Annotated in this window: 11 protein-coding genes; 6 read left to right on the top strand and 5 right to left on the bottom strand. The window is 46.9% G+C overall.

The window, feature by feature from the left end; translation table 11 throughout:
* Window positions 1-2 precede the first annotated feature (2 nt).
* Window positions 3-1,103 (bottom strand): vWA domain-containing protein, encoded by a 1,101-nt coding sequence (locus tag GCU44_RS16525; RefSeq protein ID WP_092170601.1) that lies wholly within the window; start codon window positions 1,101-1,103, stop codon window positions 3-5.
* Window positions 1,104-1,153: 50 nt separating this feature from the next.
* Window positions 1,154-1,636 (bottom strand): GNAT family N-acetyltransferase, encoded by a 483-nt coding sequence (locus GCU44_RS16520; protein WP_154857829.1) that lies wholly within the window; start codon window positions 1,634-1,636, stop codon window positions 1,154-1,156.
* Window positions 1,637-1,751: 115 nt separating this feature from the next.
* On the opposite strand from GCU44_RS16520, the gene GCU44_RS16515 reads away from it, so the two are divergent.
* Both GCU44_RS16515 and GCU44_RS16510 read left to right on the top strand, forming a co-directional pair.
* Window positions 1,752-2,534, top strand: a complete 783-nt coding sequence (locus tag GCU44_RS16515) for a type III pantothenate kinase (RefSeq protein ID WP_241684990.1) — start codon at window positions 1,752-1,754, stop codon at window positions 2,532-2,534.
* Window positions 2,535-2,628: 94 nt separating this feature from the next.
* Window positions 2,629-2,997 carry a DUF805 domain-containing protein gene (locus GCU44_RS16510; protein ID WP_092170609.1) on the top strand — a complete coding sequence of 123 codons (369 nt, stop codon included), beginning with the start codon at window positions 2,629-2,631 and terminating at the stop codon, window positions 2,995-2,997.
* A gap of 18 nt (window positions 2,998-3,015) precedes the next feature.
* On the opposite strand, the gene GCU44_RS16505 is transcribed toward GCU44_RS16510, so the two are convergent.
* From GCU44_RS16505 to GCU44_RS16495, 3 genes are all read right to left on the bottom strand, one after another.
* Window positions 3,016-4,587 carry an Rne/Rng family ribonuclease gene (locus tag GCU44_RS16505; RefSeq protein ID WP_092170612.1) on the bottom strand — a complete coding sequence of 524 codons (1,572 nt, stop codon included), beginning with the start codon at window positions 4,585-4,587 and terminating at the stop codon, window positions 3,016-3,018.
* Window positions 4,588-4,765: 178 nt separating this feature from the next.
* Window positions 4,766-5,590 (bottom strand): tetratricopeptide repeat protein, encoded by an 825-nt coding sequence (locus tag GCU44_RS16500; RefSeq protein WP_154857827.1) that lies wholly within the window; start codon window positions 5,588-5,590, stop codon window positions 4,766-4,768.
* Between the two features lie 19 nt (window positions 5,591-5,609).
* Window positions 5,610-5,942: an HU family DNA-binding protein gene (locus GCU44_RS16495; protein ID WP_262885325.1), complete on the bottom strand. Its 333-nt coding sequence runs from the start codon at window positions 5,940-5,942 to the stop codon at window positions 5,610-5,612.
* Between the two features lie 138 nt (window positions 5,943-6,080).
* Here GCU44_RS16495 and mutY point away from each other — a divergent pair, with 138 nt between their 5' ends.
* The 4 genes from mutY (at window position 6,081) to gltB (ending at window position 13,952) form a co-directional block, all read left to right on the top strand.
* On the top strand, window positions 6,081-7,163 hold the full coding sequence (mutY, locus tag GCU44_RS16490; protein ID WP_154857823.1) for an A/G-specific adenine glycosylase: 1,083 nt from the start codon (window positions 6,081-6,083) through the stop codon (window positions 7,161-7,163).
* Window positions 7,164-7,218: 55 nt separating this feature from the next.
* On the top strand, window positions 7,219-7,683 hold the full coding sequence (gene ssb, locus GCU44_RS16485) for a single-stranded DNA-binding protein (RefSeq protein ID WP_154857821.1): 465 nt from the start codon (window positions 7,219-7,221) through the stop codon (window positions 7,681-7,683).
* Between the two features lie 57 nt (window positions 7,684-7,740).
* Window positions 7,741-9,090 (top strand): gliding motility-associated protein GldE, encoded by a 1,350-nt coding sequence (gldE, locus tag GCU44_RS16480; RefSeq protein ID WP_092170625.1) that lies wholly within the window; start codon window positions 7,741-7,743, stop codon window positions 9,088-9,090.
* Between the two features lie 368 nt (window positions 9,091-9,458).
* Entirely contained in the window at window positions 9,459-13,952 is a 4,494-nt protein-coding gene (gltB, locus tag GCU44_RS16475; RefSeq protein ID WP_092170627.1) for a glutamate synthase large subunit, read from the top strand.
* Window position 13,953 lies beyond the last annotated feature (1 nt).

Here is a 13,953-nt window from a genome sequence, read left to right as displayed (position 1 = left end):
CGTTAAAAGCGTTTCGTTCGGTTTCTCCTGTAATCTTCGAAAATCAAATGACCCAGGCCTTTCAGATTACTGTAATAGGCATTGCCGTTATTGACGGTTGTAAATTCTTTCACGAACTCCTTAAGGTAGGGGTCGGAAGCAATCATAAACGTAGTAACCGGTATTTTCAGTCGCCTGCATTGCGCAGCCAGTTTTAAGGTTTCTTTCAGAATTTTGCTATCGATACCAAAGCTGTTTTTGTAGTATTTGATGCCCACTTTGAGGCAGGTGGGTTTCCCATCGGTGATCATAAAAATCTGCTTGTTCGGATTTTTGCGCCGCCGTAGCAAATCCATAGCCAGTTCCAGGCCAGCTACCGTATTGGTATGGTACGGCCCTACCTGCAGGTAGGGGAGATCCTTGATCGCGATCTGCCAGGCATCGTTTCCAAAAACGATGACATCCAAGGTATCCTTCGGGTACCGGGTTTTGATCAGTTCGGCCAGGGCCATGGCCACTTTTTTGGCCGGCGTGATGCGGTCTTCTCCGTAAAGAATCATGGAATGCGAGATATCGATCATCAACACGGTGGAGGTCTGCGTGCGCACCTCGCTTTCGACCACTTCCAGGTCATCCTCTGTCAGCAGGTAATCCCCGGAAAAGCCGTGGTTTACCTGCGCATTGCGCAGCGAGTCGGTAAGCGCAATTTGATCCAGGTTGTCGCCAAACTGAAAAGGCCTTCGGTCGGTACCCCGTTCCTCACCGGGCCCTGTGTGCGTGGTCTTGTGTTGACCGCCTTTGCCCTTTTTTAGCTTACCAAAAATCTCCTCCAGCGCACTCTTCCGTATGGTTTGTTCGGATTTACCGGTAATTTTGAATTCCCCTTTTCCTTGCTTTTCGTCCAGGTACCCTTTACTTTTCAAATCTTCGATGAAATCACCGATTCCATAACCGGGGTTGGTCATTTGGTACCGTTTGTCCAGATTGGTCAGCCAGCTGAGCGCTTCCGCCACGTCTCCACCGGTCATGGTGACCAACTGAAGAAATATATCCAGTAGCTGTTCAAAGGTATTTTTGTCGGGATCTTTTTGGGGTGAAAACTTGGTGAATCTGAAACCTTTCATACGTGTACAACAAAATTTAACTGCCGGAGGTTTTCACTTTTGGAAATACCTTAGTCATTTTCGATAAGTGCGGCGATCTCCTCTGCCTGAAGGTGGCAATTGAGCCATTCCCCCTCAAAACTGGCTCCGTATTTTTTATAAAAACCAATGGCGGGTTCGTTCCAATCCAGCACCTGCCACATCATGCCCGTGCAGCCGTCCTCCAATGTTTTCGCCAAAACGGCTTCAAAAAGAAGTTTTCCCGCGCCTTTGCCTCGTTCTTCGGCCGTAATGATGTAATCTTCCAGGTACAGTCTTTTGCCTTTCCAGGTACTGTATCGGTAATAATAAATCGCCGTCCCAATGATGGATGCATCGTCTCTTCTTTCTACGACAAAAAATCCGTAAACGGGATTGGGGCCGAAACCGTCCTTTTCCATCCGTTCTACGGAATTCGTCACTTCGTGGGGGGCTTTTTCATACAGGGCCAACTCCTGAATGAGGCGGAATACTGCCGGCAGGTCCGCTTTTTTTCCTTTTCTCACTTGAAACATAGGTTGAAATTAGTAAAAAGGAGCTTATTTGTCCCAAAAACATCCCGGTTTCTTGCGAAATAAACCGGGATCCATACCAACGGGACTCGCTTGCCTTTTTATCTTTGGGAAACCAATGCCTCAACCCATGTTTTTATCCATCGACGCAGGGAATTCAACGGTCGTTTTTGGCTTGTATAGCGAAGAGACCGCTACCTGGCATCCCACATTGCGGGTAGATACGCGCAAGAAGCTGAGTGTTTTGCAGCTGGAAAAGTTACTTGGTCACTACTTTTTAGAAAATGATTGGAAGCTGGAATCGGTAGACGCGATCGGGCTGAGTACCGTGGTACCGGACCTGGAACCCGTTTTGATGCAGTGCTGCAAAAACTTTTTTGGAAGACAACCCTACCTTATCAATGGCTACAGCTACGACAAACTCCCGGTGCATACAGGGAATCCCCACGAAATTGGCAGCGATTTGATGGCCAATATCACCGCTGCATACAGCGTATTCCGAGAGGCCTGTATTGTGGTGGATTTTGGTACGGCGCTTACTTTCAGCACCGTGGACGATGCGGGAAAAGTGATCGGAATTAACATCGTTCCGGGTATCAAAACGGCCATCAATTCCTTGTTCAGCCGAACGGCCAAATTGCCAAAAGTGCAATTGGAAATGCCGGCTTCCATTCTGGGAAAAACCACGGTTCATTCCATTCAGGCGGGAATTTTTTACGGATATACTGCCCTGGTCAAAGGCATGCTGGCATCCATCTCCGCGGAGACCAACTGCAGCTACAAGATCGCCGCCACCGGGGGCTTGTCGGCCGTCATGGACCATTTAAACGATCAGTTTGACTTGGTGGACATACACCTCACGCTAAAAGGAATTCACCAAATCACCAGCTTGAACAGCTGAGCATTGGCCCGGGGTAAGGCAGGATCATTTGGAAGTTTACACAAAAATCGGTAGTTTATTTCTCGTAACCATCCATCCATAAAACCGCACACGTATGAACCCCCAACCACAACCCTTCGATTATTACCTGAATGCGCTGAAATACAAGTATGCCAAGTTTGACGGCAGGGCAAGACGAAGTGAATACTGGTATTTTGTCTTGTTCAACGTCTTGGTGAGTATCGGTATCGGTATCGTCGGCGCCATTCTGGATTCCACGTTTTTAAGTGGGCTGTACAGCCTGGCCGTATTGATACCCGGAATAGCCGTTGCCGTCCGCCGCCTCCATGATACGGGCAGGTCGGGATTTTGGATCGCCATCGGGCTGATTCCGATCGTGGGGCTGATTGTGTTGCTCGTATTTTTCGTTGAAGACAGCAAGCCTGACAATCAATACGGTCCGAACCCAAAAACCCTGCTGTAATAAGAAAAAAAGCGAGTCTTACTCAGACTCGCTTTTTACAATAACTTCTATAGGTTCTCCTGAACTATCCAGGAATTTGTACTCCGTCACCGGTAGTGAAGAATCTTTGATCAGACTTATCCATTTGTAGTAGTTAAAAAACCATCGTATCCTTTTGGAAAAGATGCCGTGTGTAAAATAGGCATACAGATAAGGATGCAAGGCTATTTTAATCTTCGATTCGTTTTGGTGTGTTGCAAGATGGTTTAAATCTTTTTCCAATTTATCTGCTACCAGGATCGATGCCTGGATTTTTCCGGTTCCATTACAGGAAGGGCAGGTTTCTTTGGTGACAATGTTCATTTCGGGTCGGACGCGTTGACGGGTGATTTGCATCAGTCCGAATTTCGTAAGCGGGAGAACCGTGTTTTTGGATCGGTCATCCCGCATCGCTTCCTTCATTGCTTCGAAAATGGCCCGCTTGTTATCGGCCTTTTTCATGTCAATGAAATCAATCACGATGATACCACCCATGTCGCGTAGCCTTAATTGTCTTGCAATTTCCTTTACCGCCACCAAATTGGTTTTGAGGCCGGTATTTTCCTGATCATTTTCCTGATTGGATTTATTTCCGCTATTGACATCCACCACATGAAGGGCTTCTGTATGCTCAATAATGAGGTACCCGCCCTGAGGCAGACTGACGGTGGTTCCAAACAGGCTTTTGATCTGCTTTTCTATACCAAAACTTTCAAAGAGCTTTGCTTTTCCGTTGAAAAGCTTAACAATTTTTTCCTTTTCTGGAGCGATCGATCGTATGTAAGATCGCATCTGATCGTAAATTACTTCATCCTCTACTGTGATTGCGTCGAACGATTCGTTGAGCAGGTCCCTAATAATGGAGGAGGCCAAACTCATTTCTCCGATGATTTTGTCTTTCACCTTGGCTTTTTGCAGCTTCCGCATGCCATCTTCCCACGTTTCGAGGAGATTTCTGAGATCTTTATCCAGTTCGGTGACAGATTGTCCGTCTGCCACGGTACGGATGATTACCCCAAAATTTGCAGGTTTGATGGATGTGATAAGCCGGGCAAGTCTTCGTCGTTCTTCGGCGCTGCGTATCTTTTTGGATACATTTACCGTGTCAGAAAAAGGTACCAAAACCAGGTATCGACCAGCAAGGGAGAGCTCACAGGACAGTCGCGGTCCTTTGGTTGAAATCGGTTCTTTCACTACCTGAACCAAAACCTGATTGTTTTTTGACAATACCTGGGAAATCTTTCCCAGCTTGTCAATTTCAGGCTCGCTTTCAAAGCCCTTCAGGCTGATTCCCTGATGGCTTTTGTTCCGGATAAGTTTTACCAGCTTGTTAAGGCTGTTCACCCGGGGTCCAAGATCCTGGTAATGTAGAAATGCGTCTTTCTCAAAACCTACGTCAATAAACGCGGCGTTTAGGCCATTGACGATTTTCTTTACAGAACCAAGATAGATATCTCCGACTTTAAACTTGTTGTCTTCTTCTTCGACGTGAAGCTCAATCAAGCTTTTGTTTTTCAACAAGGCAATGCGACTACCGTTTTGAGATGAATCAATTAATAATTCTGAACTCAAATTGTGTCTCTGTTATGAAATAAAAGAACGTTTAAAATGAAAGAAGGGTAAAAATTACTTCTTCTTGTGTCGGTTTTTTCGCAATCGTTTTTTTCGCTTGTGCGTAGCGATCTTGTGTCGCTTTCTTTTTTTACCGCAAGGCATAATTTTATGGTTTAAAGTTTAACACTCATTTAAATTATAGTCTATCCAAATAATTTTCGATCCCGGATAAAATCTGTGGATCGTCTGTTTTTTCCCTAAGGGATTCCAATTGTGTCTTCGCCCGACTTCGTTGGTCGGATTCAAACAGGCTCACGCCCAAATAAAACTGACCCTGAATGTTGTCAGGGTGATTGGCTACCAGCCGTTCAAACCGCTCAACGGCGCGTTTGTACTGACCGCTCTGCATGGACAATATGCCCATATTGAATAATGCCTCCTCGTTGTCGGGATCCTGTTCGAGGATATCCCGTAACATGGTGATACCCTGCATGGGATTGGAGGAAGACACGTACGTCATCGCCACTTTCGTCTTCAGGTCCAACCGCTCGGGAGAAGCCTCCAACACTTTACCCAAGTAAAACCGCGCTCTTTCTGCGAGCCTTCTGGTCTTTTCCTCTTCCATGGCAAAGCCAAATGCTTCGTAGTATTGATTTCCGGCTTTTTCCCAGTTTTCAGGGCCAGGCACTTTCTCGGCGATCAGCCCAAAATAGTAGGCAGCGCTGTCGAGCTTTCCACTCTTCTCATAGACCCTGCCTATGGAATCAGCAAATATAACAAAATTTTCGTCATCCGGTTCCCCTTCCATTTCTGCCATCAGTTTTTCGATCATTTCCTGATCGGCTGCATTCAGCGAACCTCCATGGGAAGTAGCGTCCGGATTAACGTCAGATCCCAAACTACTTTCGGTACCTGCCATTCCTTGTTCCTGATCATTATCCACCACTACCAGGGGTAGGGAATAGAGAAAATAAATCAGCAACAACCCTGCAACAACGAAAATAATTTGGGATCTCTTCATCTTTTCTTTTTACCAGAAATTAATCCTGCGGAGCCAATTCTTTCACACTTTGGCTATTTTTGATTTTTTCGATAAAAGATTTTGATGGCTTGAATGCCGGAACGTAATGTTCGTCGATCACGATTGCCGTGTTTTTAGAGATGTTTCTCGCAATTTTTTTAGCTCTCTTTTTGTTAATAAAGCTGCCAAAACCTCTGACATAGATATTTTCTCCTTCTGCCATTGAATCCTTCACGACCCTGAAGAACGCTTCCACGGTTTGTGTAACATCGTCCTTCTGAATTCCTGTCTTCTCCGAAATCTTTGTGATTACCTCTGCTTTAGTCACTGTCTTAAAATTTTGTTGTGTAATTTAATAGAGGCTTAACCTCCTATTAACCAAGTAATTTTGGGAGTGCAAATTTACAATAACCATTCCAATTAAAAAATAAAATGAATAAAATTACCTTGTTTTGTTAGATAAGTGGTGAATAAACAAATTCTAAATATTTTGACTAGTACCTATTTTACTGAAAAACTTCTCGGTTGGTATCCCCTTCACCGTCGCGATTTGCCATGGAGAGCCACCCGGGATCCATATATCATTTGGTTGTCCGAAATCATTCTCCAGCAGACACGGGTAGCTCAGGGCCTGCCGTATTTTCATGCGTTTGTTAGCCGATTTCCCCGCGTACAAGATCTGGCAGCAGCACCGGAGGAAGACATTCTCCGCACCTGGCAGGGGCTGGGTTATTACAGCCGCGCCCGAAATCTCCATGCCTGTGCCCGGCAAATCGTCCAGGAACGAGGGGGTAAGTTTCCAGAAAACTACGAATCCTTGCTGCAGCTAAAGGGCGTAGGCCCCTACACTGCAGCAGCCATTGCCTCCTTTGCCTACCAGGAGCCGGTGGCAGTGGTAGACGGAAACGTGTACCGGGTATTGGCGCGGTTTTTTGGCATTTCCACCGATATTGCCTCCCATGCAGGGAAGAAAGAATTTCAGGTCCTTGCCAATCAGCTCATTCCAGGCGAGCATCCGGATCAATACAACCAGGCGATCATGGAGTTTGGCGCCCTGCAATGCACCCCCTCGAATCCGGATTGCCCAAATTGTCCGCTTTCATCCGGATGTCTGGCCTGGAACCGCAACCTGGTATCCAGCCTGCCCCTGAAAGAAAAAAAGACCAAAGTCCGCTCCCGGTTTTTTACCTACCACCACATACAGGTGGACGGCCATGTTGTCATTCACAAACGGACCGAAAGCGATATCTGGCAAGGTTTGGTCGACTTCCCGCTGGAAGAATTTACTTCTTTGGAGCAGATTCTTTCTCCAAGACCTGAAAACCTGTCAGTCCTACGGGAATTAGCGTCCCTTGGACCGGTTTTTGAGCAAGGAACGCAACAGCCCTGGAAACACTTGCTAAGTCACCAGAAAATATATGCGTCTTTTGTGAATATTACCATCCCGGAGGACCAACAAATCAAGCTTGAAAAATGGGCGCAGAAAAACGGGTACCAACTGGTAGACCGCCAAAGACTGGAGGAATTGGGAAAGCCCAAATTGATTGTTCGGTACTTGAATCAAAAAAAATAATTCAGTATATTTCATTTACAATTTTTACATCCAATCTGACTAAAAACGACAAACCATGGCAGGAGTAAATAAAGTAATTTTAGTAGGCAATCTGGGTGCCGACCCGGAAGTCAAACACCTGGAAGGCGACAAAGTCGTGGCGAATTTGCGGCTGGCCACTACGGAGGCTTACAAGGACCGGACCGGAAATCGCGTAGAAAATACCGAGTGGCATGACCTGGAGCTATGGGACGGACAGGCCAAAGTAGCCGAGCAATACCTACGAAAAGGAAGCCAAATCTACGTAGAAGGCAAAATCAAATCCGATACCTGGCAAGACGATCAAGGAAACAATCGCAAAAAAATCCGAATCCGGGTACTGAGTTTTACCATGTTGGGCTCCAAAAATATGGGACCGGATAATCCCTCCTCGGGATCGGGTCAAACTGCCGCCAATCCGGAAAGTGTACGGGGTAACCAAATGGCCCAGCAGCCATCCTTTGAAAATGAGGAAGATGGTTCTGACGATTTACCGTTCTAAGCCAACCGGGTTCCGTTAAAATTCTGTAGTTTTGCAAAAATTAATTTTCATACATTAATGGACGACCCCTACCCGAGTTTGCTGCTGCTGGCAGATGTTCTGGCTGTTTCACCGGTTTACGTGGTATCCAATGCGATTCTATTCATCGTCTTGTTGGTTATATCCGCATTGGTCTCTGGCTCAGAGGTAGCTTTTTTTTCGTTGAATCACGAGGATATTGCGTCTATCCGGGAAACTCCGGATTCCCGTTCGGAAAAAGTGATTGCGCTCATAGAAAATCCCCAGAAATTGTTGAGCACCATTTTAATCCTTAACAACCTGATCAATATCAGCATCGTCACGCTGACTACTTTTTTTACTTGGACGGTATTCGGAACGGATACCACTGGCATTGTCATCATCCTTTTTCAAACGGTAGGCGTGACCTTCGCCATTGTATTTATTGGAGAGATCGTTCCCAAGGTCTATGCCAATGCCGCCAGGGTGGCCTTTTCGCGGCTGACGTCCACTTTTCTGTATTTTTTTTCCCTGCTGCTCAGCCCCCTGTCTTATGCGCTGATGGCCATGAGTAACGTCATTGAAAAACGCATCGAGCGAAAAGGCTATTCCCTATCCGTGGATGAATTGCACCAGGCGCTGGAAATCACCTCGGTGGATACCAGCAATAACGAACGGGATATTTTAAAGGGGATTGTAAATTTCGGCACCTTGTCTGTCAAACAAGTGATGCGTTCGCGCATGGACCTTACAGCAGTAGATGTCGATATGGACTTTCATGAGTTGATGGATAAGATCAATAAAAGCGGCTATTCGCGAATACCCGTTTACGAAGACACCATCGATCAAATCAAAGGTATCCTTTACATCAAAGACCTGCTCGACCACATCGATAAAGATGAACATTTTCGTTGGCAGGATCTGATTCGAAAAGGCTATTTTATTCCTGAAAATAAAAAACTGGCAGACCTGTTAAAGAATTTTAAAAACAGACGGGTACACATGGCGATCGTCGTGGACGAATACGGCGGAACCTCGGGTCTGGTGACCTTGGAAGACCTGATCGAAGAGATCATCGGAGACATCAACGACGAATTCGATGATGTGGAAGAACACCTGTTTCGAAAAATCGACGAGCGAACGTATATCTTTGAAGGAAAGATATCGTTGAACGATTTTTGCAAAAAGCTGGATTTGGACATTCAACTATTCGACGAGGTGAAGGGGGAAAGCGAATCCTTGGGGGGGTTATTACTGGAACTAAATTCCAATTTGCCAAAAAACGGGACTAAAATCAGGTTTGAAAACTTTGAGTTTACCATCATTGCCGTAGACACCCGGAAAATAAAAAAAGTAAAAGTGGTATTAGATGCCCCGATAGACAAAAACATTCCGGACCATTCCGACTGAGCCCATTACCGATCTACCGGACTATTAAAAGATTCAGTTTAATTTTTGTAGGGACCGGTTTATTTTTCTGATTTTTTTTTTGTAGTTTTAAAATTACGAAAAGCGAGCTTGAATGAGCACTTCAGCCCGAAGACTTCCTAAAAAGTGGTTAAAAATCGAACCAGAAAATTCAAAACAAACGTAAAATAAGCTCAAACAGGTTCGGATTTAAGGGTAATCTCTTATTCTGTTAATGATAATTTTTTATTTGGTTCTGAACATTTCTTTCATTTTTGTTTTACCTTTATTGTCTAGAATTTAAAATTTGAAAAATTTATTGTGAATTTTTCAAACCGATTGGAATACCTATTACAAATAAATATACCAGAATGAATCAAGGATTATATCGTTCACAGTTTGAGCATGATGCCTGCGGAATTGGGGCTGTTGTGAATGTGAAAGGCCAAAAAAGCCACGAAACGATAAGTGATGCTTTGCTAATGCTTAGCAATATGGAGCATAGAGGTGGAAGAGGAAGTGATCCCAAAACCGGGGACGGTGCCGGTATCCTCATCCAACTTCCCCATACGTTCTTGAAAGAGGTGACGCTAAGGCTTGGTTTTGGGTTACCGGAAGAAGGAAGCTATGGCGTTGGCATGGTCTTTTTCCCCAGAAACAAGCAACTATACAGAAAAAGCAAAACACATTTAAACACACTAATTCAGGAGCTTGGATTCGATTTGCTCGGCTACAGGTCCGTACCTACCGATGAAACAGTACCCGGATCCGGTGCATTGGAAGTAATGCCCATTATTGAGCAAGTATTTGTGCGGCATCAGGACGGGCTTTCGGGCATCGACCTGGAGCGTAAGTTGTACGTGCTGAGAAACTATGCCACCCGCGTCATCAATGCAACCATCCCCGGTGTCAACGATGCGTTTTACTTTGCAAGCTTCAGCAGCCAAACCGTCATCTACAAAGGACAGCTGCGAACGGATCAGGTGCTAACCTTCTACAAAGACCTGCAAAACAACAAGCTTACCTCCGCAATCGCACTCGTGCATTCTCGTTTTTCGACGAACACCTTCCCAAATTGGCGATTGGCGCAACCCTTCCGTTTCCTATCCCATAATGGGGAAATAAACACCATCCGGGGCAATCTAAATAAAATGCGCTCCAAAGAAACGCTGATGAAAACGGCGCTTTTCACGGACGAGGAACTTCAGATGCTCATGCCGATCACCAATGCCAAGCATTCGGATTCTGCCAATCTGGACGCCATGGTGGAGCTATTGACCCTTAGTGGAAGAAGCCTCCCTCACGTCATGATGATGCTGGTGCCGGAAGCCTGGCAAGACAACAAAACCATGGACAAGAAGAAGAAAGCCTTCTATAAATTCCATGCGTCCCTGGTCGAACCCTGGGACGGCCCTGCGGCCTTATTGTTTACGGATGGTAAATCCCTGGGTGCGACACTAGACCGTAACGGGCTTCGCCCACTCCGCTATTTCGTTACCTCTGACGATCGGCTTATCCTTTCCTCGGAAGCAGGAGCCTTGCCTATTCGGGATGCCACCATTTTGGAAAAAGGCCGAATTAGCCCCGGCCGAATGCTGCTAGCCGATCTGGCAAAAGGAAAGGTAGCCTTCGATGAGGAAGTCAAAGCTGAGGTGTGTAATCGAAAACCGTACGACGCCTGGATTCGAAAAGAACGGCTGAAGTTGCGATTGATTCCTTCACCGAAGGAGCTTTCCCTACCCTACAGCACCGAAAACATTCGCAAGCGGCAGACCATTTTTGGCTACAGTCAGGAAGATCTGAAAGTCCTGCTCGCTCCCATGGGTGATACCGCCTATGAGCCGATTGGATCCATGGGTGCCGACACGCCACTTGCCGTACTGTCCAAACAAAGTCAGCATATCTCCAATTACTTCAAGCAGCTTTTTGCCCAGGTAAGTAATCCACCCATCGACCCCATCCGGGAGCGGTTGGTGATGTCACTTTTCACCCGAATCGGTGAAAGCCACAACATCCTGGAAGAAAGTCCGCAACATACCCGGCAAATCCACATATCCCAGCCCGTGTTGCTGAACGAGGATCTGGAAAAATTGAGAAACCTGGAAGACAGAGGGTATCGGTCTGCCACCTTGCATGCACACTTTACAGCCGACCACCAACCCGGTCGCCTCCTGGAGGCACTGAACCGCCTCTGCCAAGACGCAGAGGACGCGATCAAGGCAGGTAAAAATATACTGATCATTTCGGATAGAGACTGCAAACAGGAAACGGCCCCCATTCCGTCACTCCTGGCCGTTGGGGCCGTGCATCACCACCTGGTGAATCAGAAAATCCGAACCAAAGCGGGAATCGTGGTGGAAGCCGGAGATATCCGTGAAACCCACCATTTTGCCACGGTAATCGGGTACGGTGCCAGTGCCATAAATCCCTACCTGGCCTTGGAAACGCTTCTCTACCTCAACGAGAACGAGATGCTTTCCAAAAAGATACCGCAGAAAAAGCTGTTTGAAAACTACAAAGAAGCGATTGGAAAAGGCTTACTGAAAGTACTCTCCAAAATGGGAATCAGTACACTGCAATCCTACCAAAGTGCACAGATTTTTGAAGCGATCGGTTTGGGCCCGGAAGTCATCGAAAGGTGCTTTAAAGGTACTGTAAGTAGAATCAGCGGAGTGTCCTTCGATGAATTGGCAGACGAAGTATTGGTCCGCCACCATGCCGCCTACGAAACCGAAAGTCCCTTGTTGGAAGCAGGTGGAATTTACCAATGGAAGCGGCGGGGAGAAAAGCATTTGTTTAACCCCGAAACCATCCATTTATTGCAAAAATCGACCCGGCTGGGGGATTACGGATTGTACAAAAAATTTGCGAAAAAGATAAACGACCAAACCAAGGATGCATTGACCTTGCGGGGACTACTGGAGTTTAAAAAACGTATTTCCATTCCTGTAGAGGAAGTGGAACCGGTAGAAAAGATTATGAAACGCTTCGCCACCGGTGCTATGTCGTTTGGGTCCATTTCTCACGAGGCCCACAGTACCTTGGCCATTGCCATGAACCGAATCGGTGCGAAAAGCAATAGCGGGGAAGGTGGAGAAGACGAAATCCGCTTTGAGAAAAAGCCCAATGGAGACTGGGAACGCTCTGCGATCAAGCAGGTGGCCTCGGGAAGGTTTGGCGTTACAAGTAATTACCTGGCCAATGCCGACGAGTTACAAATCAAAATGGCCCAGGGAGCCAAGCCTGGAGAGGGTGGACAGCTACCCGGGCATAAGGTGGACGACTGGATCGGTCGGGTACGGCACTCAACGCCGGGCGTGGGATTGATTTCACCGCCGCCACACCACGACATCTATTCGATTGAGGATTTGGCGCAGCTTATTTACGACCTCAAGAATGCAAACCGGAAAGCCCGGATCAACGTAAAACTGGTCTCTCAGGCCGGTGTTGGTACCGTGGCAGCAGGGGTAGCCAAGGCCCAATCGGATGTAATCTTGATTTCCGGAGCGGATGGTGGTACGGGAGCCTCTCCCTTGAGCTCCATCCGGCATGCCGGATTACCCTGGGAACTGGGTCTTTCTGAAGCCCACCAAACCCTGGTGAAAAACAACCTGCGAAGCCGGGTAACCCTGCAAACCGACGGGCAATTGCGCACGGGCCGGGACCTCGCCATCGCCGCGCTGCTTGGTGCCGAGGAATGGGGTATCTCTACCGGAGCCCTGGTGGTGGAAGGCTGCATCATGATGCGAAAATGCCACCTCAATACCTGTCCCGTAGGCATCGCTACCCAAAACCCCGAACTCCGAAAGCTCTTTACAGGCGATCCGGATCACGTGGTAAACTACTTCCGTTTCCTGGCCGAAGACCTTCGGGAAATCATGGCCTCTTTGGGATTCCGTACGGTGAACGAAATGATCGGTCAAAGCGATGTGCTTAAGGCAGCCAATGGGCAGATGAACCATTGGAAATGGGATAAATTGGACTTGAGCCCGATTTTCCACAAAGTGGAAGTTCCGGACCACGTGGGTATTTACAAGCAAATCGATCAGGATTTCCGACTGAAAAAAGTACTCGACAGAAAGCTAATCCAGGCGGCCACCCCGGCGCTCGAACAAGCAAATCCGGTACGGGGAAGTTTTGAGATTAAAAACGTAGACAGAACGGTAGGTGCCATGCTATCCAACGAGGTTTCCAAGTTTTTTGGCAGCCCCGGACTACCGGACAATACCATCCACTTTAAATTCAAGGGATCGGCCGGACAGACCTTCGGTGGTTTCCTGGCCAAAGGCATCACCTTTGAATTGGAAGGAGAGGCCAATGACTATTTTGGAAAAGGGCTCTCTGGTGGAAAGCTGGTTGTTTTCCCAAGCCGAAATGCCAATTTCGTAGCCGAAGATAATATCATTATCGGCAACGTGGCTTTCTACGGCGCCACTTCGGGCAAGGCTTTTATCAAAGGAAAAGCCGGAGAGCGGTTTTGCGTGCGGAACTCGGGAGTAGAAGCAGTCGTTGAAGGAATCGGGGATCATGGCTGCGAATACATGACCGGTGGCCTGGCAGTGATTCTTGGCGAAATCGGCCGTAACTTCGCTGCCGGTATGAGTGGGGGTATTGCGTACATTTTCAAAGAAAATATAGGCAATATCAACAAAGAAATGGTAGACATCGACCCACTGAACGAAGACGATTACGCTACCATCAAAGCTTCACTGCAAGAACATTTGGAATACACTTCCAGCAATATCGGCAACGCAATTCTGGAAGATTGGGAAGCAAACAAAGCGCGCTTCATCAAAGTTATCCCAAGAGACTACAAAGAAGTACTGAGAAAAAGAGCGTTGGAAAATTCAAAAACATTAGTGTAAT

This window comes from Cyclobacterium xiamenense (assembly GCF_009467825.1).
GTDB classification, from domain to species: domain Bacteria; phylum Bacteroidota; class Bacteroidia; order Cytophagales; family Cyclobacteriaceae; genus Cyclobacterium; species Cyclobacterium xiamenense.
Note: the sequence above shows the minus strand (reverse complement) of the source record. Positions and strands in the feature narration are given on the sequence as shown.

What these genes read in the sequence shown, in the direction of transcription:
- GCU44_RS16525 (WP_092170601.1), bottom strand. Translation starts at nt 1,103, where the DNA reads ATGAAAGGTTTCAGATTCACCAAGTTTTCACCCCAAAAAGATCCCGAC.
- GCU44_RS16520 (WP_154857829.1), bottom strand. Translation starts at nt 1,636, where the DNA reads ATGTTTCAAGTGAGAAAAGGAAAAAAAGCGGACCTGCCGGCAGTATTC.
- GCU44_RS16515 (WP_241684990.1), top strand. Translation starts at nt 1,752, where the DNA reads ATGCCTCAACCCATGTTTTTATCCATCGACGCAGGGAATTCAACGGTC.
- GCU44_RS16510 (WP_092170609.1), top strand. Translation starts at nt 2,629, where the DNA reads ATGAACCCCCAACCACAACCCTTCGATTATTACCTGAATGCGCTGAAA.
- GCU44_RS16500 (WP_154857827.1), bottom strand. Translation starts at nt 5,590, where the DNA reads ATGAAGAGATCCCAAATTATTTTCGTTGTTGCAGGGTTGTTGCTGATT.
- ssb (WP_154857821.1), top strand. Translation starts at nt 7,219, where the DNA reads ATGGCAGGAGTAAATAAAGTAATTTTAGTAGGCAATCTGGGTGCCGAC.
- gldE (WP_092170625.1), top strand. Translation starts at nt 7,741, where the DNA reads ATGGACGACCCCTACCCGAGTTTGCTGCTGCTGGCAGATGTTCTGGCT.
- gltB (WP_092170627.1), top strand. Translation starts at nt 9,459, where the DNA reads ATGAATCAAGGATTATATCGTTCACAGTTTGAGCATGATGCCTGCGGA.